Origin of the sequence: Streptomyces sp. E-08 (assembly GCF_049913095.1) — a bacterium.
Classification (GTDB): domain Bacteria; phylum Actinomycetota; class Actinomycetes; order Streptomycetales; family Streptomycetaceae; genus Streptomyces.
Window position 1 is genome coordinate 5,928,708 of record NZ_CP183971.1, and the last position, 25,071, is coordinate 5,953,778.

25 protein-coding genes are annotated in these 25,071 nt (G+C 71.9%); 16 read left to right on the top strand and 9 right to left on the bottom strand.

Going from position 1 to position 25,071, the window contains the following annotated elements; translation table 11 throughout:
• Positions 1–6: 6 nt before the first annotated feature.
• On the bottom strand, positions 7–1,119 hold the full coding sequence (locus ACN9MM_RS27450) for a PucR family transcriptional regulator (protein ID WP_426366322.1): 1,113 nt from the start codon (positions 1,117–1,119) through the stop codon (positions 7–9).
• Positions 1,120–1,302: 183 nt separating this feature from the next.
• Between ACN9MM_RS27450 and ACN9MM_RS27455 the strand changes: the two genes are divergently transcribed.
• The 3 genes from ACN9MM_RS27455 (at position 1,303) to ACN9MM_RS27465 (ending at position 4,252) form a co-directional block, all read left to right on the top strand.
• On the top strand, positions 1,303–2,229 hold the full coding sequence (locus ACN9MM_RS27455) for a proline dehydrogenase family protein (protein ID WP_382866108.1): 927 nt from the start codon (positions 1,303–1,305) through the stop codon (positions 2,227–2,229).
• A 30-nt stretch (positions 2,230–2,259) separates the two neighbouring features.
• The gene (gene pruA / locus ACN9MM_RS27460) at positions 2,260–3,891 is read left to right on the top strand and encodes an L-glutamate gamma-semialdehyde dehydrogenase (protein WP_426366325.1); all 1,632 of its coding nucleotides are present in this window, start codon (positions 2,260–2,262) and stop codon (positions 3,889–3,891) included.
• A 124-nt stretch (positions 3,892–4,015) separates the two neighbouring features.
• A complete protein-coding gene (locus tag ACN9MM_RS27465; protein ID WP_426366327.1) occupies positions 4,016–4,252 on the top strand; it encodes a hypothetical protein in 237 nt (78 codons plus the stop codon).
• On the opposite strand, the gene ACN9MM_RS27470 is transcribed toward ACN9MM_RS27465, so the two are convergent.
• The gene (locus tag ACN9MM_RS27470; protein ID WP_426366329.1) at positions 4,242–5,129 is read right to left on the bottom strand and encodes an alpha/beta fold hydrolase; all 888 of its coding nucleotides are present in this window, start codon (positions 5,127–5,129) and stop codon (positions 4,242–4,244) included. The genes ACN9MM_RS27465 and ACN9MM_RS27470 overlap by 11 nt on opposite strands.
• A gap of 97 nt (positions 5,130–5,226) precedes the next feature.
• Between ACN9MM_RS27470 and ACN9MM_RS27475 the strand changes: the two genes are divergently transcribed.
• Positions 5,227–5,763, top strand: coding sequence for a GNAT family N-acetyltransferase (locus tag ACN9MM_RS27475; RefSeq protein WP_426366331.1), 537 nt, complete (start codon positions 5,227–5,229; stop codon positions 5,761–5,763).
• A gap of 7 nt (positions 5,764–5,770) precedes the next feature.
• On the opposite strand, the gene ACN9MM_RS27480 is transcribed toward ACN9MM_RS27475, so the two are convergent.
• Positions 5,771–6,526 carry a hypothetical protein gene (locus ACN9MM_RS27480; RefSeq protein ID WP_426366333.1) on the bottom strand — a complete coding sequence of 252 codons (756 nt, stop codon included), beginning with the start codon at positions 6,524–6,526 and terminating at the stop codon, positions 5,771–5,773.
• Positions 6,523–6,864 carry a PadR family transcriptional regulator gene (locus ACN9MM_RS27485; protein ID WP_426366335.1) on the bottom strand — a complete coding sequence of 114 codons (342 nt, stop codon included), beginning with the start codon at positions 6,862–6,864 and terminating at the stop codon, positions 6,523–6,525. Before ACN9MM_RS27485 ends, ACN9MM_RS27480 begins: the two co-directional genes overlap by 4 nt.
• A gap of 288 nt (positions 6,865–7,152) precedes the next feature.
• Between ACN9MM_RS27485 and ACN9MM_RS27490 the strand changes: the two genes are divergently transcribed.
• From ACN9MM_RS27490 to ACN9MM_RS27500, 3 genes are all read left to right on the top strand, one after another.
• Complete coding sequence (locus tag ACN9MM_RS27490; protein WP_256341282.1) at positions 7,153–7,284, top strand: hypothetical protein; 132 nt, start codon at positions 7,153–7,155, stop codon at positions 7,282–7,284.
• A gap of 91 nt (positions 7,285–7,375) precedes the next feature.
• Complete coding sequence (locus tag ACN9MM_RS27495; protein WP_426366337.1) at positions 7,376–8,416, top strand: 3-isopropylmalate dehydrogenase; 1,041 nt, start codon at positions 7,376–7,378, stop codon at positions 8,414–8,416.
• A gap of 256 nt (positions 8,417–8,672) precedes the next feature.
• On the top strand, positions 8,673–9,767 hold the full coding sequence (locus ACN9MM_RS27500) for a branched-chain amino acid aminotransferase (protein WP_426366339.1): 1,095 nt from the start codon (positions 8,673–8,675) through the stop codon (positions 9,765–9,767).
• Here the strand turns inward: ACN9MM_RS27500 and ACN9MM_RS27505 are convergent, their stop codons facing one another.
• A complete protein-coding gene (locus tag ACN9MM_RS27505; RefSeq protein WP_426366341.1) occupies positions 9,768–11,192 on the bottom strand; it encodes a cytosine permease in 1,425 nt (474 codons plus the stop codon).
• A gap of 148 nt (positions 11,193–11,340) precedes the next feature.
• Between ACN9MM_RS27505 and ureA the strand changes: the two genes are divergently transcribed.
• The 3 genes from ureA to ACN9MM_RS27520 are packed head-to-tail and all read left to right on the top strand — an operon-like array spanning position 11,341 to position 14,736.
• On the top strand, positions 11,341–12,027 hold the full coding sequence (gene ureA, locus ACN9MM_RS27510; RefSeq protein ID WP_382866080.1) for an urease subunit gamma: 687 nt from the start codon (positions 11,341–11,343) through the stop codon (positions 12,025–12,027).
• Complete coding sequence (locus tag ACN9MM_RS27515) at positions 12,027–13,709, top strand: urease subunit alpha (RefSeq protein ID WP_426366343.1); 1,683 nt, start codon at positions 12,027–12,029, stop codon at positions 13,707–13,709. Before ureA ends, ACN9MM_RS27515 begins: the two co-directional genes overlap by 1 nt.
• A 10-nt stretch (positions 13,710–13,719) precedes the next feature.
• Entirely contained in the window at positions 13,720–14,736 is a 1,017-nt protein-coding gene (locus tag ACN9MM_RS27520) for an agmatine deiminase family protein (RefSeq protein ID WP_426366345.1), read from the top strand.
• Between the two features lie 20 nt (positions 14,737–14,756).
• On the opposite strand, the gene ACN9MM_RS27525 is transcribed toward ACN9MM_RS27520, so the two are convergent.
• The gene (locus ACN9MM_RS27525; RefSeq protein WP_426366347.1) at positions 14,757–14,918 is read right to left on the bottom strand and encodes a hypothetical protein; all 162 of its coding nucleotides are present in this window, start codon (positions 14,916–14,918) and stop codon (positions 14,757–14,759) included.
• 103 nt (positions 14,919–15,021) lie between these two features.
• On the opposite strand from ACN9MM_RS27525, the gene ACN9MM_RS27530 reads away from it, so the two are divergent.
• From ACN9MM_RS27530 to ACN9MM_RS27555, 6 genes are all read left to right on the top strand, one after another.
• Entirely contained in the window at positions 15,022–15,567 is a 546-nt protein-coding gene (locus ACN9MM_RS27530) for a TetR/AcrR family transcriptional regulator (RefSeq protein WP_382866208.1), read from the top strand.
• Positions 15,568–15,641: 74 nt separating this feature from the next.
• Positions 15,642–16,961: an MFS transporter gene (locus ACN9MM_RS27535; RefSeq protein ID WP_426366349.1), complete on the top strand. Its 1,320-nt coding sequence runs from the start codon at positions 15,642–15,644 to the stop codon at positions 16,959–16,961.
• A 283-nt stretch (positions 16,962–17,244) separates the two neighbouring features.
• On the top strand, positions 17,245–18,861 hold the full coding sequence (cimA, locus tag ACN9MM_RS27540) for a citramalate synthase (RefSeq protein WP_426366351.1): 1,617 nt from the start codon (positions 17,245–17,247) through the stop codon (positions 18,859–18,861).
• A gap of 43 nt (positions 18,862–18,904) precedes the next feature.
• Entirely contained in the window at positions 18,905–20,230 is a 1,326-nt protein-coding gene (locus tag ACN9MM_RS27545) for a hypothetical protein (RefSeq protein WP_426366353.1), read from the top strand.
• 71 nt (positions 20,231–20,301) lie between these two features.
• Positions 20,302–21,246 (top strand): zinc-dependent alcohol dehydrogenase, encoded by a 945-nt coding sequence (locus tag ACN9MM_RS27550; protein WP_426366355.1) that lies wholly within the window; start codon positions 20,302–20,304, stop codon positions 21,244–21,246.
• 53 nt (positions 21,247–21,299) lie between these two features.
• Positions 21,300–22,139, top strand: a complete 840-nt coding sequence (locus tag ACN9MM_RS27555; protein WP_426366356.1) for a DUF1932 domain-containing protein — start codon at positions 21,300–21,302, stop codon at positions 22,137–22,139.
• A 50-nt stretch (positions 22,140–22,189) separates the two neighbouring features.
• Here the strand turns inward: ACN9MM_RS27555 and ACN9MM_RS27560 are convergent, their stop codons facing one another.
• From ACN9MM_RS27560 to ACN9MM_RS27570, 3 genes are all read right to left on the bottom strand, one after another.
• Complete coding sequence (locus ACN9MM_RS27560; RefSeq protein ID WP_426366358.1) at positions 22,190–23,698, bottom strand: hypothetical protein; 1,509 nt, start codon at positions 23,696–23,698, stop codon at positions 22,190–22,192.
• A 69-nt stretch (positions 23,699–23,767) separates the two neighbouring features.
• Positions 23,768–24,400, bottom strand: coding sequence for a guanylate kinase (locus ACN9MM_RS27565; protein ID WP_426366360.1), 633 nt, complete (start codon positions 24,398–24,400; stop codon positions 23,768–23,770).
• The gene (locus ACN9MM_RS27570; RefSeq protein ID WP_426366362.1) at positions 24,397–24,987 is read right to left on the bottom strand and encodes an AAA family ATPase; all 591 of its coding nucleotides are present in this window, start codon (positions 24,985–24,987) and stop codon (positions 24,397–24,399) included. The genes ACN9MM_RS27565 and ACN9MM_RS27570 overlap by 4 nt, the downstream gene beginning before the upstream one ends.
• Positions 24,988–25,071: the final 84 nt, after the last annotated feature.

Below are 25,071 nucleotides of genomic sequence, written 5' to 3' on the forward strand. Positions count from 1 at the left end.
GACGTCTCAGAGCCGGGCCGACTTCAGGGACATGTGCAGCAGCAGCCGGTCCTCGCCGTCGTCCAGGTCCAGGCCCGTGAGCTGCTCGACGCGCGACAGCCGGTAGTAGAGGGTCTGGCGGTGGATGCCCAGGGCCGCCGCCGTGCGGCCCGCCTGGCCCGCGTTGTCGAGGAACACCTCGGCGGTGCGGGCCAGTTCCGCGTGGGCGGGGGTGATCAGCGGGGCGACGGCGGGGTCGATCTCGGGGTGGTAGAGCGCCGCGAGCAGCCGGTACGGGCCGATCCCGGCCCACTCGGCGACCGGACCGAGCGTCGGCTGCGCCGTCGCGGCGCGGGCCGCCGTGTTGGCCTCGCGCCAGGCCGCCGGGAGCTCCGTGAGGCCCCGGCGGGGGTTCGCGATGCCGGCGGGGGCGGCGGCGCGCAGCCGGTCGGCGGCCGTGTGGGCGGGGGAGAGGTCCTCGGCCGTGCGCAGCCGTACGAGGACGGCGAGGGATTCGCCCTCGGGGAGCACGGCGACCGCCGCCGCACCGGGGACCGCCCGGATCGACGGGGCCTCGCCCCGCCAGGGGGTCACGCAGACGACGGCGTGCAGACCGTCCGCGCTGGGACCCAGGGCCACCCGGAGCGCCGCGACGGCCATGTCGCTCTGCCAGCCGCGCCCGGCGGTCAGGACGGCCGCGAACTCGCGCGAGAGGTCGGCGTCCGCGCGCTCCTCGTCGGCGAGGAGGTCCCCGATCCGGGTGGCGACCTCCATCGCGGCCGTGAGCTGGGCGGGCGTGGGGCCGGGCTCGGCGTCGAGGAGCCAGACGTATCCGAGGACGACGCCCCGATGGCGTACGGGCAGGCAGAGGCGGTCGCGGAACACCCCGGCGTCAGGGGCGGCGGGGATGCGGACCGGACCCGTCGCCCGGGTGATGCCGAAGCCCTCGAACCAGGCGCGCACGGCCGGGGTCGACTTCCGGGTGAGGATCGACCGGGTCCGGACGGGGTCCATCGCGGTGTCGTCGTCGCTGTCGTGGGCGCCGAAGGCGATCAGCCCGAAGTCGCGGTTCTCCAGCGTCGCCGGCGCGCCGAGGAGCGCGGAGATCTCGTCCACCAGTTCTTGGTAATCGCCCTTCACAGCGCCATTCTCGCACCCTCTCAGACATATGTATGAGATGCCGGGCACGGATGCGTGACAGCTGTAGATGGCGGACGATCGGAGCGATCCATAGGTTTCACGGTGGTTCTTCGTGCTGTTCCCGCTTTCTTCCGAAAGACCGGGTACGGCACCCTTCGTCACCCTGTCCTTCTGGAGGTCCCCGTGCTGGGTCCCGTGATCCTCGCCGCGTCGCGCAGCGACAAGATGCGCCGTCTCGTTTCGGCCGCCCCCGGGACCAAGCAGGTCGTCGCCCGCTTCATCGCCGGTGAGACGGTCGAGGACGTCGTCCCGATCGTCTCCGAGCTGAGCGGCCGCGGCCTGGAGGTCACCCTCGACGTCGTCGGCGAGGACATCACCACCGTCGAGCAGTCGTACGCCGCCCGGGACGCCTACCTGGAGCTCATCGGCCGTCTCAAGGAGCTGGGCCTCGGTGAGCGCGCCGAGATGTCCGTCAAGCTGTCGATGTTCGGCCAGTCCCTGGAGAACGGCCACGAGCTGGCCCTGGCGAACGTCCGGCCGGTCGTCGAGGCCGCCGCCGAGATCGGCACCACCGTCACCCTGGACGCCGAGGACCACACCACCCTCGACTCGATGTTCGCCATCCACGAGGAGCTGCGGAAGGACTTCCCGCAGACCGGCTGCGTCATCCAGGCGTACCTGTTCCGCACCGAGGACGACGCCCGCCGCCTCGCCGCGAACGGCTCCCGCGTCCGGATCGTGAAGGGCGCCTACAAGGAGCCCGCCGAGGTCGCCATCCAGGACAAGCCCGAGATCGACAAGGCGTACGTCCGGATCATGAAGATCCTGATGGACGGCGAGGGCTACCCGATGATCGGCTCGCACGACCCGCGCCTGATCTCCATCGGCCAGGAGCTCGCCCGCCGCGCCGGGCGCAAGCTGGACGAGTACGAGTTCCAGATGCTGTACGGCATCCGCAGCGAGGAGCAGAACCGGCTCGCCGCCGAGGGCCACCGCATGCGCGTCTACACCGCGTACGGCACCGACTGGTACGGCTACTTCATGCGCCGCCTCGCGGAGAAGCCGGCCAACCTCCTCTTCTTCGTCCGCTCCATCCTCACCAAGGGCTGAGCCCACCTCTCACAAGGAGTTACGAGACTCATGGACGCTGTCACCCAGGTCCCCGCTCCGGTCAACGAGCCGGTGCACAGCTACGCCCCCGGTTCCCCCGAGCGCTCCCGCCTGGAGACCAAGCTCAAGGAGCTGGCCGAGAACCCGCGCGAGCTGCCGATGACCATCGGCGGCGTGAAGCGCCTCGGCGGTGGCGAGGAGTTCAAGGTCGTCCAGCCGCACAACCACGCGGCCGTCATCGGCACCTTCCGCGGCGCCACCGAGCAGGACGCCCAGGACGCGATCGACGCGGCCCTGGCCGCGGCCCCGGCCTGGCGCGCGATGTCCTTCGACGACCGCGCCGCGATCATCCTGCGCGCCGCCGAGCTGCTCGCCGGCCCGTGGCGCGAGACGCTGGCCGCGTCCACGATGCTCGGCCAGTCGAAGACCGCCCAGCAGGCCGAGATCGACACCCCGTGCGAGCTCGTCGACTTCTGGCGCTTCAACGTGGCGTACGCCCGCCAGATCCTCGCCGAGCAGCCGCCGGCGAACTCCCCGGGTGTGTGGAACCGTCTGGACCACCGCCCGCTGGAGGGCTTCGTCTACGCGATCACGCCGTTCAACTTCACGGCCATCGCGGGCAACCTGCCCACCGCTCCCGCCCTCATGGGCAACGTGGTGGTCTGGAAGCCGTCCCCGACGCAGACCCACTCCGCCGTGCTCCTCATGGAGCTCCTGGAGGAGGCCGGCCTGCCGAAGGGTGTCATCAACCTGGTGACCGGCGACGGCATCGCCGTCTCCGAGGTGGCGCTGAACCACCGCGACCTGGCCGGCATCCACTTCACCGGCTCGACCAGGACCTTCCAGCACCTGTGGAAGACGGTCGGCAACAACATCGAGAAGTACCGCTCGTACCCGCGGATCGTCGGCGAGACCGGCGGCAAGGACTTCGTCGTCGCCCACCCCAGCGCCGACCGCGCGATCCTGAAGACCGCGCTGACCCGCGGCTCCTTCGAGTTCCAGGGCCAGAAGTGCTCCGCGTCCTCCCGCGCCTACGTCCCGGCGTCCATCTGGAACGACGGCTTCAAGGAGGAGTTCGCTGCCGAGGTCGACGGCATCACCATGGGTGACGTCACCGACCTGTCGAACTTCATCGGCGCCGTCATCGACGAGCGCTCGTTCGCCAAGAACAAGGCGGCGATCGACCGTGCCGCGGCCGACCCGAGCTGCACGATCATCGCCGGCGGCACGTACGACGACTCGGTGGGCTACTTCGTCCGCCCGACCGTCATCGCCTGCACCGACCCGGAGAACGAGGTCTTCAAGGCCGAGTACTTCGGTCCGATCCTCGCGATCCACGTGTACGAGGACGAGAACTACGACGCGATGCTGACCCAGATGGAGTCGGTCTCGGACTACGCCCTCACCGGTTCGGTCATCTCCGGCGACCGTGCCGCCGCCGCGTACACGATGGAGAAGCTCCGCTTCGCCGCGGGCAACTTCTACATCAACGACAAGTCGACCGGCGCCGTCGTCGGCCAGCAGCCCTTCGGCGGCGGCCGCGCCTCCGGCACCAACGACAAGGCCGGTGCCCCGCAGAACCTGATGCGCTGGACGCTGACCCGCGCGATCAAGGAGACGCTGGTCCCGCCGACCGAGTACGGCTACCCGCACATGGGCTGACGCCCGCCCGCCTCGTAGAGGCCCCCTGACACCGCCCCCCTCCTCTTCCCCCAATTGAGGACGGGGGCGGTTCTCATGCGGTGGGCTTACGCTGCTGGGAGGGGGTTCGGTGAGGAGGCACGCCATGCCCGGTTCGACGACCCTCGGCCCCGGGCACGGGGTCGACGCGATCGAGCACACCGACGCTCTGCGGACGCTGTCCCTGATGAAGGAGCTGCACCGGCTGCTGACCGCGCCGGGACCCGACCGGCTCTCGGACGCGCAGGCCGCGGCCCTGGGCGGAGGCGAGGGCCGCACCCGGGAGGAGTTCACCGCCTGGGTGGAGCGCGTCGCCCGCGACCTGGAGAGGGCTACGGCCTGAGGAGGACGCGCCGGGCCAGGAAGTCGCCGATCAGCTCCGCGATCGCCGGCGCGTGGGTCTCCAGGGCGAAGTGGCCCGTGGGCAGGAGGTGGACCTCGGCGTCCGGGAGGTCGCGGCGGAAGGCCTCGGCGCCCGCCGGTACGAAGACCTGGTCGCCCTCGCCCCAGACGGCGAGGAGCGGGATCCCGGAGGTGCGGAAGTACTCCTGGAAGGCCGGGTAGAGGGCGAAGTTGGAGCCGTAGTCGGCGATCAGGCCCAGCTGGATGTCGTCCTGGCCCTCGCGGGCCATGAGGGCGGCGTCGTGGTGCCAGGCGTCGGGGCTGAGCAGGTCGCGGTACGCGGCGGGGACACCCGTCTCGTACTGCCACCGGACGCCGTCCAGGGAGCGGATCGCGCGGACGGGCTCCTCCGTCTCGGGGGTGCGCTCCTCGATCAGGGCGAGGACGGGGGCCCAGGCCTCGGCGCCGAGGCCCTCCTCGTAGGCGTTGCCGTTCTGGGTGACGATCGCGGTGATCCGCTCGGGGTGGGCGAGGGCGAGGCGCAGGCCGATGGGGGCGCCGTAGTCCTGGATGTAGAGCGCGAACCGGTCCAGGCCTAGGGTCTCGGTGAACCCGGCGGTGAGCGAGGCCAGTTCGGCGAAGGTGTAGTCGAAGTCGGCCGCGGAGGGCGCGGCGCTCCGGCCGAACCCCAGGTGGTCGGGGGCGATGAGGCGGTACCGGTCGGCGAGCAGCGGGATCAGGTCGCGGAACATGTGCGAGCTGGTCGGGAAGCCGTGCAGCAGGAGAAGCGCGGGCGCGTCGGCCGGGCCGGCCTCGCGGTAGGCGATCTCGTGGCCCCGGACGGTGACGGTGCGGTGGTGGGTCGGCAGCACGGACATCGTTCTAACCCCTTAAGTCGACTTGACTGGTTATGAGTGAACTCAATCAGGGTCGGAGTAACCTGTCAATGGATCGTGAGGGGTTAGGGTGAGGGGTATGACCCTGAGGATCGCGCCCACCCGTGAACTCGGCGCCGCCCGGCTCCGCTCCGTACGGGAGATGCTCGACAGTGCCTTCGCGGGCGACTTCTCCGACGACGACTGGGAGCACACCCTCGGCGGCGTCCACGCCTGGATCGAGGACGAGCGGGGCATCGCCGCCCACGGCGCCGTCGTGCCGCGCGGGCCCCGCCACCGGGGCCGCTCGCTCCGCGTCGGATACGTCGAAGGGGTCGCCGTCCGGGAGGACCTCCGGCGGCGGGGGCTCGGCGGCGCCGTGATGGCCGGCCTGGAGCGGGTGATCGACGGGGCCTACGCCTTCGGGGCGCTCAGCGCCTCCGACGAGGGGGCCGCGCTCTACCGCGCGCGCGGCTGGCGCGTCTGGGAGGGGCGCCTCGAAGCGCTCGGCCCCGAGGGGGTCGTCCGGCTCGCCGAGGACGAGGGCTCCGTCTTCCTGCGCCCGGCGGAGGGCCGGGCGCTGCCGGACCCCGCCGCCCCGCTGGTCTTCGACTGGCGGGACGGCGACGTCATGTGAGCCGGTGTCAGTCCCGGTCGGCCATGCCGGTACCGGTGCCGGTCTTCTGTCGGGCGCGGCCCGTGGCCGTCTCCAGGTGGGAGGTGTAGATGGCGGAGAACATGGAGGTGAGGGCGATCGTGATCGCCAGACCGCCCGTGCCGAGCACCCCGATGAAGAACGCCGCCATCGCGCCGCCGACCAGGAGGAGCCAGGCGGCGAGCACCGCCCGGCCCCGGCGGCTCAGGAACAGCCACCGCTGCGGAGCGGCCGGCGGGGCGCCCACGGTGCCGGCCGGGCCCGCGGTCGCCGCGCGCGGCCGCTTGAAGTAGCCGTACACCAGCCACTCCCCGCACAGCTCCCAGCCCTCCGGCGTGAGCTCGTCGAGGACGCGGCTCCGCCGGCGCCCGGCGATCACGTCACGGCGGTACTCCCAGCGCAGCGCGGACCCCGGCGTCCGGCGGCAGACGAACCGGCCGATCGCGTCCAGCGACTCCACCTCCCAGCCCTGGTCGCCGTGGACGGCCAGCATCCGGCGGTCGTTGAAGAGGTCGGCGGTCCAGGTCCAGGACTCCGCGCGCTCGTCGGGCTCGCCGGGCGCGGGCGCGAGGCCGCCGAGCTGCGCGGCGAACGCGGCGGCGGGACCGAACTCCTCCTCCGGGGCCGTCCCGGTCTCCGCGAGGTGAGCCCGCAGGTCCTCGGCGGTCGCGGCGATCTGCTCCTCCGGCACGTGCGCGGCGCGCAGCGAGCCGGAGAGCTCGGCGAAGTAGGCGTCGGTGGTCATGGTGTGGTTCCCCCTGGGCTGAGCATGGTCTGTACGGCGCGGTGGAAGGTCAGCCACGCGCCGGTCTCGGCGGCGAGGCGCTCGCGGCCGAGCGGCGTGAGCCGGTAGTAGCGGCGACCCGGCCCGCGTTCGGCGGCGCGGAACTCGGCCTCCACCAGGCCCGCCTCCTCCAGGCGGTTCAGGACGGGGTACAGCGTCCCGCCCTTGATCTCGCCGAGCCCCGCCTCGGCGAGCGCCTTGGCGATCTCGTACCCGTAGCTCTCCCCGTCGGTCAGGCGGGAGAGGACGAGCAGGTCGAGGACTCCCTTGAGCCAGCTGGATCTGCGGTCTACGGCCATGGGCACATCCCATCACTACCTAGGTAGGAATGCAATCTATGTAGGCGCGGAAGGATGGTCGCCGTCTCAGATAGTAGGAAGTCCGAGTAATTGTGGAGACAGATGAGGAGGTCTGACCTAGCTTTGTAGGAGCCGAACGTCTCGCTTCATCAAGCGAATGGCGGCCGAGAGCGCGACGCCCTGTGCAGGCAACCCCTGCGGCGGCGCTCCCCGCCCCTTCCGGCGCCTTCGATCATCACTGATCTCCGCACATCCGGATCACCACTGATCTCAAGGAGTCGATCCCTCATGGCCGCTCAGACCGCCCGCCGCGTCCGCCACTCCGCCAACCGTCCCAGCGACGAGGCCCGGCAGAACGCCGCCGCAGCCCTCCAGCGCGCCCTCGACCGCCGTGACAACGGCGGCTCGACCGGCCACTGACCCCTGGTCCGACCCCCCGTCCCGACATGGCGCTTCGTCCACATGGCGGACGGAACGTGTCAGACGATGGGACGAAGAGTAGGGTGCCGACATGTCTCACAGCATCAATCTCGCAGTCATTCCCGGCGACGGCATCGGCCAGGAGGTCGTGGCCCAGGGCCTCAAGATCCTCGCGGCCGTCCTTCCCCAGGACGTGAAGCTGGAGACCGAGGAGTACGACTTCGGCGCCAAGCGCTACCACGCCACCGGTGAGACCCTCACCGACGCCGACCTCGACTCGCTCAAGAAGCACGACGCCATCCTGCTCGGCGCCATCGGCGACCCGTCGGTGCCGTCCGGCGTCCTGGAGCGCGGCTTCCTGCTGAAGCTCCGCTTCGCCTTCGACCACCACGTGAACCTGCGGCCCTCGAAGCTGCTCCCCGGCGTCGCCACCCCGCTCGCCGGACAGCCCGAGATCGACTTCGTCGTGGTCCGCGAGGGCACCGAGGGTCCGTACACGGGCAACGGCGGCACCATCCGCAAGGGCACCGAGCACGAGGTCGCCACCGAGGTCTCGGTGAACACCGCCTTCGGTGTCGAGCGCGTGGTCCGGGACGCCTTCGCCCGCGCCCAGGCCCGCCCGCGCAAGAAGCTGACGCTGGTCCACAAGAACAACGTGCTGACCTTCGCCGGCCACCTCTGGACCGACATCTTCCAGAAGGTCGCGGCCGAGTTTCCCGAGGTCACGACCGACTACCTGCACGTCGACGCCGCGACGATCTTCCTCGTCACCGACCCGGCCCGCTTCGACGTGATCGTCACCGACAACCTCTTCGGCGACATCATCACCGACCTCGCCGCTGCCGTCTCCGGCGGCATCGGCGTCGCCGCCTCCGGCAACATCAACCCGAGCGGCGACTTCCCGTCCATGTTCGAGCCGGTCCACGGCTCCGCGCCGGACATCGCGGGCCAGGGCAAGGCCGACCCCACGGCCACCGTCCTCTCCGTCGCCCTCCTCCTCCGCCACCTCGGCTACGAGACCGAGGCCGCCCGGGTCGAGGAGGCCGTCGCCGCCGACCTCACCGAGCGCGGCGACTCCGTCCGCACCACGGACGAGATCGGCGACGCGCTCGCCGCGCGAGTAGCGAGCTGACCCGCGCCGACTGACATCAGCAGCAGCCGCCGGGTCGCACCAGCGCCCGGCGGCTGTCCCTTGCGCGGCCGCGGGGCGCCCCCCCGAACTCCGGACCGCGCCCACCCGTTTTCCGCACAGGTCCCCACGGGCGATAATCGAACGTGGGGCCGCGGCATACGGGCATGCCCGGACGCCGCCTCGTCAGGGACAGCCGTCCCCGACAGCGACGTACGCGCGCGGTCCTCTCCACACAACCGGTGAAGGACACGCACTCATGACGACGCCCACGATCGAGCTCAAGCCCTCCTCCAGCCCGCTGTCCGCCGCGGAGCGCGAGGCGATCCTGGCCAACCCGGGATTCGGCCGCCACTTCACCGACCACATGGTCACCATCCGGTGGACCGAGGGCCGCGGCTGGCACGACGCCCAGCTCGTGCCGTACGGTCCGCTCTCCCTGGACCCGGCCACGAACGTCCTGCACTACGCGCAGGAGATCTTCGAGGGCCTGAAGGCCTACCGCCGCCCCGACGGCTCGGTCGCCACGTTCCGCCCCGACGCCAACGCCCGCCGCTTCCAGTCCTCCGCCCGCCGGCTCGGCATGCCCGAGCTGCCGGTCGAGACCTTCGTCGAGGCCTGTGACGTCCTCGTCCGGCACGACGAGGCCTGGGTCCCGGCGCACGGCGGCGAGGACTCGCTCTACCTGCGCCCGTTCATGATCGCCACCGAGGTCGGCCTGGGCGTCCGCCCGGCCAACGAGTACCTCTTCGTCGTCATCGCCTCGCCGGCCGGCCCGTACTTCCCCGGCGGCGTGAAGCCGGTCTCCATCTGGGCCTCCGAGGACCGCGTCCGCGCCGTCCCCGGCGGTGTGGGCGACGCCAAGACCGGCGGCAACTACGCGGCCTCCCTGCTCGCGCAGGCCGAGGCGGCGGCCAAGGGCTGCGACCAGGTCTGCTACCTCGACGCGGTCGAGCACAAGTGGGTCGAGGAACTCGGCGGCATGAACCTGTACTTCGTGTACGGCAACAGGATCGTCACCCCGACCCTCACCGGTTCGCTGCTCGCCGGCATCACCCGCGACTCGCTCCTCAAGGTCGCGAAGGACCTCGGCTACGAGTCCGAGGAGTCCCGCGTCTCCATCGACCAGTGGCAGGCCGACACCGAGAACGGCACCCTCACCGAGGTCTTCGCCTGCGGCACCGCCGCCGTCATCACCCCGGTCGGCACGGTCAAGTCCGCCCGGGGCGAGTGGCAGCAGTCGGGCGGCGAGCCCGGCGAGGTCACGATGAAGCTGCGCGAGGCGCTGCTCGCGATCCAGACCGGCAAGTCCGAGGACGTCCACGGCTGGATGCACGAGCTCGGCAGCAAGTAACTACTCCGTCGCCGCCAGGGCTTCCGGGGCCGTCGTCACGGTCTCGGGAGCCCTGTTCGGCGTCAGGACGGCGTACAGCGCGCCGCCCACGATCCCGGAGAGGACGAAGCTGCAGTCGATCCCGCCGGTGAGGGCGAGCAGCGGCCCCTCGTAGAGCGGCGTCGACACCGCGGCCAGGCCGACCGCCGCGCCGACCGCCCAGGAGAACGTGGCCCGCGGGTGCCAGCCCGCCGAGAACCAGTAGATCCCGCCGCGCGAGCGGTTGTTGAAGACCTGGAGCGCCTCGGGGTCGTACCTCCCGCCGCAGCGCGCGTGCCCGATGAGGGTGATCACCGCCCACGGGGTGCCGATCGCGGTCAGCAGCAGGACGAACGAGGTCATCGCCGTCTGGGCGTCCGAGGCGAAGTGGCCGGCGAAGACGAAGGCCGTCGCGACCGCCGCGACCACGAGGGTGGCACGCGCGCGCGTGGCCTTCGGCAGGATCGCGTCGAGGTCGAGCCCCATCGAGTACAGCATCAGGCCGGCGTTGCCGACGGAGCCGGCGGTGGCGGCGATCAGCAGCGGTACGAGGTACCAGCCGGGCGACGCGTCGACGAGCGGTCCCGCGTAGTCCAGGCCGCCGCGGGCCGCCAGGGCGGTGAACGTGCCGAAGAGCTGCGGGACGAGCAGGCCCACGGTCAGGCCCAGACAGGTGGCCCGCCACACGGTCCTCGCGCTGTACCGCTCGGGGGAGACGTACCGGGTGTAGTCGCCGAGCAGGGTGATGAAGGCGACCGGTCCGCTGAGGCCCGCCGCGACGGCCGCGAGGAGCCAGGTCGGCCAGAAGGACCCGAGCAGGTACGGGGTGTCCGGCACCGCCGCCGTCGTGAAGTCCCCGGCGTAGGCGGCCAGGCCGACGGCGAGGAGCACCGTCATGACGACCGCGAGCGCCTTGCTCAGCCGGAGCAGCAGCCGGTAGCCGTACACCGCGCCCACCACGGTGCAGGCGGCCAGGACCGCGTAGACGGCGGCGTGCGCCGCGCCGCCGGTCGGCAGGCCGATCAGGCGGGCGAGCGTGCCCACCATCACGTCGCCGCCGATCCAGAGGGTCAGCGCGGTGTAGCCGAGCGAGAGCAGCAGCCCGACCACCGAGCCGACGAGCCGGCCGCGGACGCCGAAGAAGGCGCCGGAGGAGGTGGAGAGGTTGGTCGCGGTGCGGAGGGACACCAGCGCGAGCGGGGCGGTGACCGCGACGCCGACGAGGGTGCCGGCGACGACGGAGGTCACCGAGGCCCAGAAACCGAGCCCGAAGGACACCGGAAGCCAGCCGAAGACGATCACCCCCAGACAGAGGTTGGATCCGAGCAGGATCGACATCAGATCGCGGGGGCCGCTGGTGCGTTCGGCCTCGGGGATGGTGTCGACGCCACGCTGTTCGATCGGCATGAGGACTCCCTGCGGGGGCGGACGGGACAGTTTTAGAGCGGCGCTCAATGTGACCTACGCCTGTCGGTGACGTCAATGCTTGGAAGCGGGCGTCTCAACATTTAGAGTGTCGCTCAAACGTGTCGCAATTGCAGGAGGTGTTTGGGGAGTGCGACTGACCCCCACGGAACGCGACCGGCTGCTCCTCTTCGGTGCCGCCGAGCTGGCCCGCGCCCGCCGGGCCCGGGGCCTGAGGCTCAATGTGCCCGAGGCGACCGCGCTCGTCGCGGACACCGTCTGCGAGGCGGCCCGCGACGGCAAGCGACTCGCCGAGGCGATCGAGGCGGCCCGCTCCGTCCTCGGCCCCGACGACGTCCTGCCCGGTGTCGCCGACGTCGTCACCGAGGTCCACGTCGAGGCCGTCTTCGACGACGGCTCGCGCCTCGCGGTCGTCTCCGACCCGATCGGCGGCGGCCGCCTGGGCCCCGGGGCGCCGGGCGCGCTGCTGCCCGGCCCCGGACACCCCGAGACCGAACCGGCGCTCACCCTCCTCGTACGGAACACGGCGACGGTCCCGGTGAGCGTCACCTCCCACTTCCACTTCTTCGAGGTCAACCCGCGCCTCGACTTCGACCGGGCCGCCTCCTACGGCATGCGCCTCGCCATCCCGGCCGGAGCCTCCTTCCGCTTCGACCCGGGCGGCGAGGCCGAGGTCGGGCTCGTGCCGATCGGCGGCGCCCGCGTCGCCATCGGCTTCGCCGGCCTGGTCGACGGCCCGCTGGACGCGCCCGGCGCGCGGGAAGAGGCCCTGCGCAGGGCGAAGGCGTGCGGCTACCTGGGAATCGAGGACGACTGATGGACCCCTACGAGTACGCGTCCGTGCACGGCCCCCGCGCCGGCGACCGTGTCGTCCTCGGCGACTCCGGACTCGTCGTCCGCGTCGAGTCGGACTCCCAGAAGCCCGGCGACGAGTTCCTCGCCGGCTTCGGCAAGACCGCCCGCGACGGCCTCCACCTCAAGGCCGCGGCCGTCCGCGAGACCTGCGACGTCGTCATCAGCAACGTCCTGGTGATCGACGCCGTGCAGGGCATCCGCAAGGTGTCCATCGGCATCCGCGAGGGCCGCATCCACGCCGTCGGACGGGCCGGCAACCCCGACACCCTCGACGGCGTCGACGTCGTCGTCGGCACCGGCACCTCGATCGTCTCCGGCGAGGGCCTCATCGCCACCGCCGGCGCGATCGACACCCACGTCCACCTCCTGTCGCCCCGGATCATGGAGGCCTCGCTCGCGAGCGGCGTCACCACGATCATCGGCCAGGAGTTCGGTCCCGTGTGGGGCGTCGGCGTCAACTCGCCCTGGGCCCTGAAGCACGCCTTCAACGCCTTCGACGCGTGGCCGGTCAACATCGGCTTCCTGGCCCGCGGCTCGTCCTCCGACCCCGCGCCGCTGGTGGAGGCCCTCGCCGAGGGCGGGGCGTCGGGCTTCAAGGTCCACGAGGACATGGGCGCCCACACCCGGGCCCTGGACACCGCCCTGCGGGTCGCCGAGGAGCACGACGTCCAGGTGGCGCTGCACAGCGACGGCCTCAACGAGTGCCTGTCGGTGGAGGACACCCTCCGGGTCCTGGACGGCCGTACGATCCACGCCTTCCACATCGAGGGCTGCGGCGGCGGACACGTGCCCAACGTCCTGAAGATGGCGGGCGTGCCGAACGTCATCGGCTCCTCCACCAACCCCACCCTGCCCTTCGGCCGCGACGCGGTCGCCGAGCACTACGGGATGATCGTCTCCGTCCACGACCTGAAGACCGACCTCCCGGGCGACGCCGCCATGGCGCGCGACCGGATCCGGGCCGGGACGATGGGCGCGGAGGACGTCCTGCACGACCTCGGCGCGATCGGGATCACCTCCTCCGACGCGCAGGGGATGGGAAGGGCCGGCGAGACCGTACGCCGGACCTTCGCCATGGCCGGGAAGATGAAGGCCGAGCTGGGCCCGCTGGAGGGCGACGGCGCGCACGACGACAACGCGCGCGTGCTCCGCTACATGGCCAAGCTCACCATCAACCCGGCGATCGCCCACGGCCTCGCGCACGAGATCGGCTCGATCGAGGTCGGCAAGCTCGCCGACATCGTGCTGTGGCGCCCGGAGTTCTTCGGCGCCAAGCCGCAGCTGGTGCTGAAGTCCGGCTTCCCCGCGTGGGGGGTCGTGGGCGATCCCAACGCCGCCACCGACACCTGCGAGCCGCTCGTCCTCGGGCCGCTGTTCGGCGCCCACGGCGCCACGGCCGCCGAGCTCTCCGTCGCGTTCGTCGCGCGGGCCGCCGTCGACCTCGGCTCCGACGGGATGCCGACCCGCCGCCGCCGGGTCGCCGTGCGCGGCACCCGCGGCATCGGCCCCGCCGACCTGCGGTTCAACTCCCGCGTCGGCGACGTGCAGGTCGACGACCGGACGGGCCTCGTCTCGCTCGACGGCTCGCCGATCCGCTCCGAGGCGGCCGAGTCCGTCTCCCTCAACCGCCTCTACTTCCTCTAGGACCTGACTCATGACCTTCCGCATGCCCGCCGAGTGGATGCCGCACGAGCGCACCTGGATGGCCTGGCCCGGCGCCAACCCCACCTTCACCAACGAGGAGGAGCTCGCCGGGGCCCGTGCCGCCTGGGCGTCGGTGGCCCGCGCCGTCCGCCGCTTCGAGCCGGTCACCATGGTCGTCGCACCCGGCGACTCGGAGTCGGCCGCCGCGCTCCTCGGCCCGGAGATCGACCTGGTCGAGCGCGAGCTCGACGACGCCTGGATGCGCGACATCGGCCCGACCTTCGTCACGAACGGCACGGCACTCGCCGCCGTGGACTGGGTGTTCAACGGCTGGGGCGCCCAGGACTGGGCCCGCTGGGAGCACGACTCGAAGATCGCCCGCCATGTCGCGGACGTGGCGGACGTCCCCGTACTCACCTCCCCCCTGGTGAACGAGGGCGGCGCGATCCACGTCGACGGCGAGGGCACGGTCCTGCTGACCGACACCGTCCAGCTCGGCGCCGGACGCAACCCCGAGTGGACCCGCGAGCAGGTCGAGAACGAGATCCACGCCAAGCTCGGCACGACGAAGGCGATCTGGCTCCCGCACGGCCTCGCCGGCGACTACGGCGTCTACGGCACCCAGGGCCACGTCGACATCGTCGCCGCCTTCGCCCGCCCCGGCACGGTCCTCGTCCACAGCCAGCAGGACCCGGCCCACCCCGACTACGAGCGCTCCAAGATGTACGTGAACATCCTGCGCGGCCAGACCGACGCCCAGGGCCGCCCCCTGGAGGTCGTCGAGGTCCCCGCCCCGACCGTCCTCAAGGACGAGGAGGGCGACTGGGTCGACTACTCGTACATCAACCACTACCTGTGCAACGGCGGCGTCGTCCTCTGCGCCTTCGACGACCCGCACGACGAGCTCGCCGCGGAGATCTTCCGCCGCCTCTTCCCGGAGCGCGAGGTCGTCCTGGTCGACGCCCGCACGATCTTCGCGGGCGGCGGCGGCATCCACTGCATCACGCAGCAGCAGCCGGCGGTGTGACCCGGCCGGCCCCCGTCGGATCACTCGTCCGACGGGGGCCGGCGTCGCGCCACCATGATGGCCGCGACGCCGCTGCACGCGCCTCCGAGGGCGGAGACGCAGGCGGCGACGAGCGCGAGATCGGTCCCGTCGGCCGTCTCCTGCTGGATGGCGGCCTTCGGGGATGGGCCCGACGGCCGCATCCTGTAGAACGTACGAGTGAGTCAGAGCAGCAACCCGAGCCCCTCCCCTCCCCGCCGGCGCAACCAGGCCGCCCCGCCGCGGGAGGACGTGCTCGCCGCGGCCATGGGCACGATCGCCGAGCGCGGGCTCGACGGGCTCACCATGGCCGGCCTCGGGCGCCAGGTGGGGATGAGCAGCGGGCACCTCCTCTACTACTTCCGCACCAAGGACGAGCTGCTGCTGCAGACCCTGGAGTGGAGCGAGGGGCGGCTCGGGGCCGAGCGCAGCGCCCTGCTGTCGCGGCCGGGGACGGCCCGCGACCGGCTCGACGGGTACATCGACGTGTACGTGCCCGACGGCCCGCGCGACCCGCACTGGACCCTCTGGCTGGAGGTCTGGAACCGGTCCCAGAACGCCGACGACGACGCCCGCGCCCGGCAGGCCGCCATCGAGGGCGCCTGGCACCGGGACCTGGTCGCGATCCTCGCCGAGGGCGTCTCGCGGGGCGAGTTCCGCCCGGTCGACCCGGACCGCCTCGCCACCCGGATGCGGGCCCTGCTCGACGGCTTCAGCGTGCACGTCGCCGTCGGCATCCCGGGCACGGGCCGCGAGCAAGTCATCGACCACGTAAGGGAGTTCGTCGCCGAAACGCTGATCTCGCGACCGTAAGGCACGCAAGTACTCCCGATCGTTGCCCCCACCGCCTTGTGGCCCCCGCGGCGGTTCCGGCACGGTTCCTGCCCATGGGACGAGAGCACTGGAAGAAGATCTGGGTCGGCTCCGCGGGCAACATGGTCGAGTGGTTCGACTGGTTCGTCTACGCGAGCTTCGCCACCTACTTCGCGGGGGCCTTCTTCCCCGAGGGCGACGACACCGCCAAGCTCATGAACACCGCCGGCATCTTCGCCGTCGGCTTCTTCATGCGCCCCGTCGGCGGCTGGCTCCTCGGTCGGGTCGGCGACCGGAAGGGCCGCAAGGCGGCGCTCACCCTCACCGTGACGCTGATGTCCGCCTCCGCCGTGCTGATCGCCGTCGCGCCGACGTACGCCGTCGCCGGGTACGGCGGCGCCGCCGTCCTCCTCCTCGCCCGCCTCCTCCAGGGCCTCTCCGTCGGCGGCGAGTACGCGGCCAGCGCCACCTACCTCACCGAGGCCTCCGCGCCGGAGCACCGCGGCTTCGCCTCCAGCTTCCAGTACGTGTCCATGACCGCGGGACAGGTCCTCGGCCTCGCCCTGCTGCTCCTCCTCCAGCACACCCTCTCCGACGAGGCCCTGCACGCCTGGGGCTGGCGCATCCCGTTCGTCGTCGGGGCCCTCGGCGCGGCCGTCGTCTTCTACCTGCGCCGGAACATGCTGGAGACCGAGGTGTACGAGGAGACCGCCGGCTCAGGGGTCGCGCAGGGGCAGCAGGGCACCCTCAAGGCCCTGTGGGCGCACAAGCGGGAGGCCTTCCTCGTCGTCGCGCTCACCATGGGCGGGACCGTGGCGTACTACACGTACACCACCTACCTCACCAAGTACCTGTCCAACTCCGCCGGGCTGCCCAAGCGGACCGCCACCCTGGTCTCCCTCTGCGCCCTGATCGTCTTCGCCTGTCTGCAGCCCCTCGCCGGCCGGCTCTCCGACCGGATCGGGCGCCGCCCGCTCCTCATCACCTTCGCGGTCGGCTCCACCCTCCTCACCGTCCCGATCCTGACGATGCTCCGGCACGCCGGCTCCTTCTGGCCCGCCCTCGGCCTCTCCCTGCTCGCGCTCGTCGTCGTCACCGGCTACACCTCCATCAACGCCTGCGTGAAGGCCGAGCTCTTCCCGACCGGCATCCGCGCCCTCGGCGTCGCCCTGCCGTACGCGATCGCCAACGCCCTCTTCGGCGGCACCGCGGAGTACGTGGCGCTCTGGTTCAAGGACGCCGGCGTCGAGTCGGGCTTCTCCTGGTACGTGGCCGGCTGCGCGGCCGTCTCCCTGGTCGTCTACCTCGCGATGCGGGAGACCCGCGACATCGACCTCGGCCGGGTCGGCGCCGCCTCCGCCGCCTCGAAGCGAGATCGACTGCCCGTATCGTGAGACTCCCGTCCCGCTGAAACGCGACCTGTGTCAGACTTCCGGCGTGCTTGCTACCACGATGATTATCGGCAGCGGCGCGCCGGTCCGCAGTGGCCACTGAATCGCGGCACTTACCCCCGCGGCAGTGGACACCGTGCCCCAGACCCGCGCGCAGACCTCTCGCACCCGCGAGGGGTTTTTTCGTTTTCCGGCCCCACCCACGCCGGAAGCGGACGACGCGTGAGAATGGGGGCAAGTGGATCCATACCTTCCGGAGCCACATCCGACAGGAGCCATCACAGCCATGACCACGGAGAACGCCGAGGGCTCGCGCCTCGACGACAGCTTCCACGTCTTCGACACGACGCTGCGCGACGGGGCGCAGCGTGAAGGCATCAACCTCACCGTCGCGGACAAGCTGACCATCGCCCGGCACCTCGACGACTTCGGCGTGGGCTTCATCGAGGGCGGCTGGCCCGGTGCCAACCCGCGCGACACGGAGTTCTTCGCCCGTGCCCGGCAGGAGATCGCGTTCAAGAACGCGCAGCTCGTCGCCTTCGGCGCCACCCGGCGGGCCGGCGGCAAGGCCGCCGAGGACCCGCAGGTCAAGGCGCTCCTCGACTCCGGCGCTCCGGTCATCACCCTCGTCGCCAAGTCGCACGACCGGCACGTCGAGCTCGCCCTGCGCACCACCCTCGACGAGAACCTGGAGATGGTCCGCGACACCGTCTCGTACCTGACCTCCCAGGGCCGCCGCGTCTTCGTCGACTGCGAGCACTTCTTCGACGGCTACAAGGCGAACCCCGACTACGCCAAGGCCGTCGTCCGCGCCGCGCACGAGTCCGGCGCCGACGTCGTCATCCTCTGTGACACCAACGGCGGCATGCTCCCCGCCCAGATCCAGGCCGTCGTCGCCACCGTCATCGCCGACACCGGCGCCCGCCTCGGCATCCACGCCCAGGACGACACCGGCTGCGCCGTCGCCAACACCCTCGCCGCCGTCGACGCGGGCGCGACCCACGTCCAGTGCACCGCCAACGGCTACGGCGAGCGCGTCGGCAACGCCAACCTCTTCCCGGTCGTCGCGGCCCTGGAGCTCAAGTACGGCAAGCGGGTCCTCCCCGAGGGCGCCCTCGCCGAGATGACCCGGATCTCGCACGCCATCGCCGAGGTCGTCAACCTCACCCCCTCCACCCACCAGCCGTACGTCGGCGTCTCCGCCTTCGCCCACAAGGCCGGACTGCACGCCTCCGCGATCAAGGTGGACCCCGACCTCTACCAGCACATCGACCCCGAGCTCGTCGGCAACACCATGCGGATGCTGGTCTCCGACATGGCAGGACGCGCCTCCATCGAGCTCAAGGGCAAGGAGCTCGGCGTCGACCTGGGCGGCGACCGCGCGCTCGTCGCCCGGGTCGTCGAGCGGGTCAAGGAGCGCGAGCTCAAGGGCTACACGTACGAGGCCGCCGACGCCTCCTTCGAGCTGCTGCTCCGCGAGGAGGCCGAGGGCCGCGCCCGCCGCTACTTCCGTACGGAGTCCTGGCGCGCGATCGTCGAGGACCGGCCCGACGGCACCCACGCCAACGAGGCGACCGTGAAGCTCTGGGCCAAGGGCGAGCGGATCGTCGCCACCGCCGAGGGCAACGGCCCGGTCAACGCCCTCGACAAGGCAATCCGGGTCGGCCTGGAGCGGATCTACCCCCAGCTCGCCAAGTTCGAGCTGGTCGACTACAAGGTCCGCATCCTGGAGGGCCGCCACGGCACCGAGTCCACGACCCGGGTCCTGGTCACCACCAGCGACGGCAACGGCGAGTGGTCCACGGTCGGCGTCGGCGAGAACGTCATCGCCGCGTCCTGGCAGGCCCTGGAGGACGCCTTCACCTACGGCCTCCTGAGGGCCGGGGTCGACCCCGCGGAATAGTCCCTCTATATCCCCGTTGGTCCGGTTCGGGTAGCGTCGAACCATGAGGACCAGGGCGATGTCCGTGTGGTCGGCCCTCGCCGGGCTGGCTCTGCTGCTGCTCCTGGCCCTGGCGCCCACCGCGGGCGCCAGGGCCACGGGCGTGTCCGACGCCGCCGCCGCCCTGAGACAGGGCCCGGTGTACGTCGACCCCGGCGCCGCCGGCCAGCTCTCCACGGCCGACGCCAAAGCCCTCGCGCAGAAGATCAAGGACGCGGACAAGCCGCTCTTCGTGGCGGTGCTCCCCGCGAACGCGCAGTTCCCGCCCAAGGGCCTCATCGACAACCTGCGCGCCCAGACCGGCGTCGCCGGCCTGTACGCGGTGCGCCTCGGCGACCGCTTCGACGCGGGCGTCGACCCGTCCGTGATGTCCCCGGCCGCCGTGCAGAACCTCGTCACCTCCGTACGCGCGCCGGACGTCGACGCCGCCACCGAGCTCAACAACTTCGCCGACCAGGCCCTGCCCGCGATGCGCGGCCACGCCCCCTCCTCCTGGGGCGCCACGGGCGAGGACTCCGGAGTGCCCGTCGCAGGGCTCGTCACCCTCGGAGCGGTCGTCGTCGCGGGCGGCGCGGGCGCCTACGCCGTCGTCCGCCGCAACCGGCTCCGCAAGGAGACCGAGGAACGCGCCGCCCTCGACCGGCTCCGGGTCGTCGTCGACGAGGACATCACCGCCTTCGGCGAGGAACTCGAACGCCTCGACTTCCACCCCGCCGAGCGCGGCGCCGACGACGCCATGCGCGGCGACTACGAGCGCGCCCTCGACTCGTACGACAGGGCCAAGTCCCTCATGGGCGCGGTCACCCGGCCGCACGAGGTCCGGGGCGTCACCGAGGCCCTGGAGGACGGCCGCTTCTCCCTCGCCGTCCTGGCCGCCCGCCGCGAGTCCCGCCCGCTCCCCGAGCGCCGGCCCCCGTGCTTCTTCGACCCGCGCCACGGTCCCGCCGCCGACGACCGGACCTGGACCCCGGCCGGCGGCGCCCCCCGCCAGGTCCCGGTCTGCGCGGCCGACGCGGCCCGCCTCGACGACGGCCTCGACCCCGCGGCCCGCACCGTCGACACCGACACCGGCCGCCGCCCCTACTGGGAGGCCGGCCCCGCCTACGGCCCCTGGGCCGGCGGCTACTTCGGCGGCGGCATGCTCCCCGGCCTCCTCGTGGGCACCATGCTCGGCTCCATGCTCTCCACCCCGGCCTACGCCTCCGAGTACGGCGGCGGCGACTTCTCCGGCGGCGACTTCAGCGCGGGCGACTTCGGCTCGGGCGACTTCGGAGGCGGCGGCGGCGACTTCGGCGGCGGCGGGGGATTCGACGGGGGCGGCGGGTTCTAGGGACTGTCGATCACCGAGCGGGCGCCGGTAGGCTCCCCGGGACGATGCCGCTCACGGGGGGAGGGGGCCGCGTGGCCACCTACAGAGCACACCGACTGACCGGGCCGAGAACGTTCGAGGCCGTCGCCCTCGACCTGCCGGACCCACAGGACCTGAAGGCCGGGCACGCCGTCGTGCGACTGGAATCCGGGGTCGTGTGCGGCAGTGACATCCCGCGCTGGGACGGATCCGAATGGTCCGGCTTCCCGGCCGCCCCCGGCTTCCCCCTGCACGAGGCCGTGGGACGTGTGGTGCACAGCCGTAGTGATCGCCTGCCTGTCGGCAGCAGGATCGTCGGCATCCCGCAGCACGACAGGGGTGTACAGGAGATGTTCGTGGCGTCGGACGAGGCGGCCGTGGTCGTCCCGGACGATGTGCCTCCGGCCGTCGCCGCGATCGTGCAGCCCCTCTCCACCGTCGTCTACGCCGTCGAGCGGCTCGGCGATGTGTCCGGGCGTTCGGTCTTGATCCTCGGCTTCGGCGCGCTGGGGCACCTGGCGGCCTGGCTGCTGAGACTGCGGGGTGCTGAGGTGGCCACCGTCGACCCCGTACCGGAGCCGGAAGCGGCCACCTGGGGTTCGGAGCGCCACTTCGACGTCGCGGCGGCGGGACTGTCCGGGGCCGATCTCGACCGGGCTCCGGACATCGTCGTCGAGATCGTGGGCCACGGACAGGACGCCGTCGCGGACGCGATCCGGCTCGTCCGGCCGCGGGGCACGGTCCTGGTGATGGGGGTGCCGAGGCCTGGAGCGGTCCTGCCCCTGGAGGAGGCCTTCAGGCGCAACGTCGCGCTCGTCAGCTCGGTCGGACCGCCGTGGCGGGAGTACCTCACCAAGGCCAGGGCTCTGGTGGAGCTCCACACGGACTTCCTGGCCCGGCTGATCACCCACACCGTCCCGTTCGACGCGGCCCCGGAGGCGTACGAGCTCTACGCGCAGCGCGTTCCCGGACGTCTCAAGGTCGCCGTGCTGGCCTGACCTGCCGGTCTTCGGCCGGTCCACGACCGCACCCACGCACTCTGGAGATCTCGATGGCGCCCGTCGTCACACTTCTGCACCCCGGCAGCATGGGAGCCGCCGTCGGTGCCCAGCTTCGATCCCGCGGGATCACCGTGCTCTGGTGCCCCGAGGGCCGCAGCGACGCCACGCGCCGGCGCGCGCACGAGGCGGGGCTGGAAGGCGTGTCCCTGGCGGACGGGATACGCCGTGCCGACGTCGTGCTGTCCCTCTGTGCTCCTGGCGGCGCCGAGGACGTCGCGGAACTCGTCGCCGTCAACGGGCTCGCGGAGGGAACGGTCTTCGTGGAGGCGAACCCCCTGGGACCGGCGCGGCTGTCCGCCGTCGCGGACCGGTTGAGGCCCGCGACGGTGGTCGACGGTGCCGTCGTGGGGTCTCCTCCCGTCGGAGGCAAGTCGCCCTTCCTGTTCCTCGCCGGGCCGGGCGCGGCGGTGGAACGGGTCGCGGGGCTCTTCGACGGTACGGACGTCGAAGCGCGCGCGGTGGGAGAGGAGCTCGGCCAGGCCTCCGTCCTGAAGCTGATCTACTCGGCCTATCAGAAGACGTCCCGTCTGGTCGCCGCCCTGGCGTACGGTGCCGCCGACGCGTACGGAGTCACGGACGAGCTCCTCGACATCGCGGGGCGGCGCACGCGCAGCTACCTCGTGGAGACCGAGTACCTGCCCAAGACCGCCGACCGCGCCTGGCGATGGGCTCCCGACCTCGCCGACGCGGCCGACCTGCTGGCCGCGGCCGGCCTGCCCGCCCAGACCGTACGCGCTGCGGCGGAGACGCTGGAACGGTGGTCACCGGAGAGTGGCCGACCGCTCGACATCGCCGAGGCCCTGCGCTCTCTGCGGGACGCCGGGACCTGACGGGGCGAGGCGGACAAGGCCTGTCCGGTCGGATAGGGACCGGGCAGGCCCTACCGGACCAGCTTGCGGATCACGATGCCGACCGTCAGCGTCGTGAAGACCATTCCACCGATCGTGAAGCACACCGCGGTCGCCGTCCAGGCGTACGTCTTCACCTCGGACGGGGCGCCGACACCGACGTTCAGCCACAGCGCACAGGCCATCGCCAGGGACCTCGCCGCCGCGGAGACGTCCACCAGCCTCTCCGAACCCAGGCCGGGCGGCGCGCCCGTCAGGCGTAACCCCACCGCGGTGGACAGGATGCCGAGCAGGAGAGCCCGGGCGGGATTGCGCGCGCGGACGCCCCAGCCGAGGATCCCGCCCAGGACGCCGTGCCCCAGGATCCGGCGCGGCCACGGGGCCTGTTCCGTTTCGCGCTGCCTGATCCGGTAGTACAGCTCGTCCGCCTCGGAAGTGCGGCGCTGCCGTTCCAGCGTGGCGCGAACAGCCTCCAGGGAGTTGGCCGTCACGCGGGTGAACACGCGCTCCAGGAAGCCGTTGACATGTGCGGCACGCCGGAACACCGCGTTGCCCAGGTCGACTTCCTGAACTGTCGAGTCACCGTCCAGCCGGAAACGGGCGGGACCCGACGGCATGGACAGGGCCTCGGTCACGACCGAGTTGTCCAGGCCGACGACGAGCGGTGCCCCGTCCTCGGCCGAGACGCGGACCCGGCACACGGTGGACGAGCGGAACGTCAGCTCCAGGGGTTCGGCGGCCGCCGGAGGTCCGCCGTCCGGATCCGGGGCGCCCCCTTGCCTCGGGCGCTGCCGCGGGACCGTCGCGGCGATCCGGCGCACGCCCTTGACCTCGACGATCCCCTGGACGTTGCTGTCCTCGAGGCAACCCGCCCCGCCGGTCACCACCATGCCGTTGATCCGTAGGAAGTCCCGGCAGTGGACACCGGACCCGGCCAGCGGAGCGTCCAGCCGGACCCGCCGAAGCTCCAGTGAGGCCGCGTCGATGTCCTGGAGCGCGAGCGAGGAGAGCCACAGGTCGTCGAAGACGAGGGACTCCGTCACCCGGACGTTCTCGAGGCGGGCATCGGGGCGCCCCCGCCGTCCGGACGAGGTCTGGCTGCGGACGGCGAGTACGGAGGTCCGCAGGCCCTTGAGGCGGATGCCACCGCGGAGGGCGGCGATCTGGACCGATTCGGCGACCCGGACGTTGTGCACCCGGAGCGGCCCGCACGAGTGCACGTCGACCACGTCCGCCGTCGACTCGGTGAGTGAGATCTCGCAGGTGGCCGGGGCGTTGCGGACGGTCAGCCGCCCGATCCTCGAGTTGGTGATGAGGATGGCGTCCGCCGCGCAGTGGTCGAGGACGAGCTCCTCGATGACGCACGAGCGGACCGCCAGGATTCCGGCCGTGTCGACGTGGACCAGTTCGAGCCGGTCCGCGGAGACGCGGTCGAGATGCAGCGGACCGTCCACGTCCCGCTGCCGTACGAGCAGATCACGGTCGCCCTCGCCGGGCGTCACGCCCACGGCCAGAGCCAGCGCTCTGAGATTGCTGATCACGAGTCTCTTCCCCCCGGTGACTCAGGTACGCGCTTCCGTCCAGGGCCGTACCGCACCCCTGCCGCCTCGTCAGTGGCCGGCTGGTGCTTCCTGCCGGAGGAAGTCGACGAGCTCCCGCCCGCTCGCCGACCGCGCGTGGCCCGACACGAAGGCCTCCCGGACGGTTCTCGCCGTGTTCTCCGGGGGCCGCAGGTCGGTGCGCAGAAGGAGGTGGAAGGGGTTCTCGTCCGGGTCCGAGCCCGCCAGGTCCTCGAGTGTCGTGTCCCAGACGGACAGACGGTCCCGGGTGTCGCGGTCGCCCCGCCCCGCCGACCTGCGCGCGCACTCGGCCCGTGGCAGCCACAGCAGGACGGACAGCCACGGTTCGTCCACCGCTGCCAGGAACGACCTGAGGTGCGCGAGGCTGCCGACGTGCACCACAGGAACGCCTCCCGCGGCCCGCAGGGCGTCGAGGTCGGCGCGGTCGACGGCGTAGGTGTTCCCGTAGCGCTCGGTCTCCAGGACGATCCGCCCGGCATGCCTCAGTTCGGCGAGCTGGGACTCCGAGGCCATCCGGTATCCGGTGGAGCGTCCGGAGCCGACCTTCACCTTGACCAGTTGGGAGAACCGGGGGTCGAGCGCGTGCAGTTCGGCGCTGACGGTGTCCTTTCCGGCGGCCGGGGGACCGAAGAGGAGCACGCCGCCGGTGGGGGTCGCCGTCATGCCGTGCCCCCACCGTAACGAGCGGTCAACGTGAGCGCGGCGGCCTCGACCTGCTCCGCCAGCGGTGTGGGTGCGGTGACCCGGTTGTCGATGAGGAGGTGCTCCCGCACCGGGCGCTGGTCCAGCGTGATGGTGCTGAGGTACTCGCGCCAGTTGGCCAGCTTCCATGTGTCCCGGCGGGCGTTGCGCGCGGTCAGGCGCTCCTGCATGGAGGACTCGTCGCTGTCCACCCACAGGATCTCGGCGCCGGCACCGATCCGGCCGCACCGACGGAGCGTCCGCGTGATCCACTGCGTGTCGGCCACCTCCTTGAGGAAGGGAGCGACGGCGATGACCGGGACCCCGTGCTCCAGGTTCTCCCAGCAGGTCTTCATCAGACAGTCGTACTCGAGAGGGCGGACCTGCTCCCCGTAGAGCGGGGACTGCCGGTCGTCGGGGTCTCCGCCCAGGGCCGACAGGAGCGACTCGGTGAGGGGACGCGTCAGGGTGTCCTTGTCGAGCAGCGACCAGCCCGTCGCCAGGGAGAGCATCTTCCCCGCTTCCGACTTGCCCGAGCCGGCGAAACCGGCGACCAGGACGAGTGGCACGTGCTCGGCCGTCGATGTTGCCGCATCCGTCGACAAGAATCCCCCTGATGATGTCGTCGAGTGAACCTATGGCACTCCGCGCTG

What these genes read in the sequence shown, in the direction of transcription:
- ACN9MM_RS27465 (WP_426366327.1), top strand. Translation starts at nt 4,016, where the DNA reads ATGCCCGGTTCGACGACCCTCGGCCCCGGGCACGGGGTCGACGCGATC.
- ACN9MM_RS27475 (WP_426366331.1), top strand. Translation starts at nt 5,227, where the DNA reads ATGACCCTGAGGATCGCGCCCACCCGTGAACTCGGCGCCGCCCGGCTC.
- ACN9MM_RS27530 (WP_382866208.1), top strand. Translation starts at nt 15,022, where the DNA reads ATGGGCACGATCGCCGAGCGCGGGCTCGACGGGCTCACCATGGCCGGC.
- ACN9MM_RS27500 (WP_426366339.1), top strand. Translation starts at nt 8,673, where the DNA reads ATGACGACGCCCACGATCGAGCTCAAGCCCTCCTCCAGCCCGCTGTCC.
- ACN9MM_RS27495 (WP_426366337.1), top strand. Translation starts at nt 7,376, where the DNA reads ATGTCTCACAGCATCAATCTCGCAGTCATTCCCGGCGACGGCATCGGC.
- ACN9MM_RS27520 (WP_426366345.1), top strand. Translation starts at nt 13,720, where the DNA reads ATGACCTTCCGCATGCCCGCCGAGTGGATGCCGCACGAGCGCACCTGG.
- ACN9MM_RS27515 (WP_426366343.1), top strand. Translation starts at nt 12,027, where the DNA reads ATGGACCCCTACGAGTACGCGTCCGTGCACGGCCCCCGCGCCGGCGAC.
- ACN9MM_RS27555 (WP_426366356.1), top strand. Translation starts at nt 21,300, where the DNA reads ATGGCGCCCGTCGTCACACTTCTGCACCCCGGCAGCATGGGAGCCGCC.
- ACN9MM_RS27525 (WP_426366347.1), bottom strand. Translation starts at nt 14,918, where the DNA reads ATGCGGCCGTCGGGCCCATCCCCGAAGGCCGCCATCCAGCAGGAGACG.
- ACN9MM_RS27505 (WP_426366341.1), bottom strand. Translation starts at nt 11,192, where the DNA reads ATGCCGATCGAACAGCGTGGCGTCGACACCATCCCCGAGGCCGAACGC.
- pruA (WP_426366325.1), top strand. Translation starts at nt 2,260, where the DNA reads ATGGACGCTGTCACCCAGGTCCCCGCTCCGGTCAACGAGCCGGTGCAC.
- ACN9MM_RS27490 (WP_256341282.1), top strand. Translation starts at nt 7,153, where the DNA reads ATGGCCGCTCAGACCGCCCGCCGCGTCCGCCACTCCGCCAACCGTCCC.
- ACN9MM_RS27480 (WP_426366333.1), bottom strand. Translation starts at nt 6,526, where the DNA reads ATGACCACCGACGCCTACTTCGCCGAGCTCTCCGGCTCGCTGCGCGCC.
- ACN9MM_RS27470 (WP_426366329.1), bottom strand. Translation starts at nt 5,129, where the DNA reads ATGTCCGTGCTGCCGACCCACCACCGCACCGTCACCGTCCGGGGCCAC.
- ACN9MM_RS27535 (WP_426366349.1), top strand. Translation starts at nt 15,642, where the DNA reads ATGGGACGAGAGCACTGGAAGAAGATCTGGGTCGGCTCCGCGGGCAAC.
- ACN9MM_RS27545 (WP_426366353.1), top strand. Translation starts at nt 18,905, where the DNA reads ATGAGGACCAGGGCGATGTCCGTGTGGTCGGCCCTCGCCGGGCTGGCT.
- ACN9MM_RS27485 (WP_426366335.1), bottom strand. Translation starts at nt 6,864, where the DNA reads ATGGCCGTAGACCGCAGATCCAGCTGGCTCAAGGGAGTCCTCGACCTG.
- cimA (WP_426366351.1), top strand. Translation starts at nt 17,245, where the DNA reads ATGACCACGGAGAACGCCGAGGGCTCGCGCCTCGACGACAGCTTCCAC.
- ACN9MM_RS27565 (WP_426366360.1), bottom strand. Translation starts at nt 24,400, where the DNA reads ATGACGGCGACCCCCACCGGCGGCGTGCTCCTCTTCGGTCCCCCGGCC.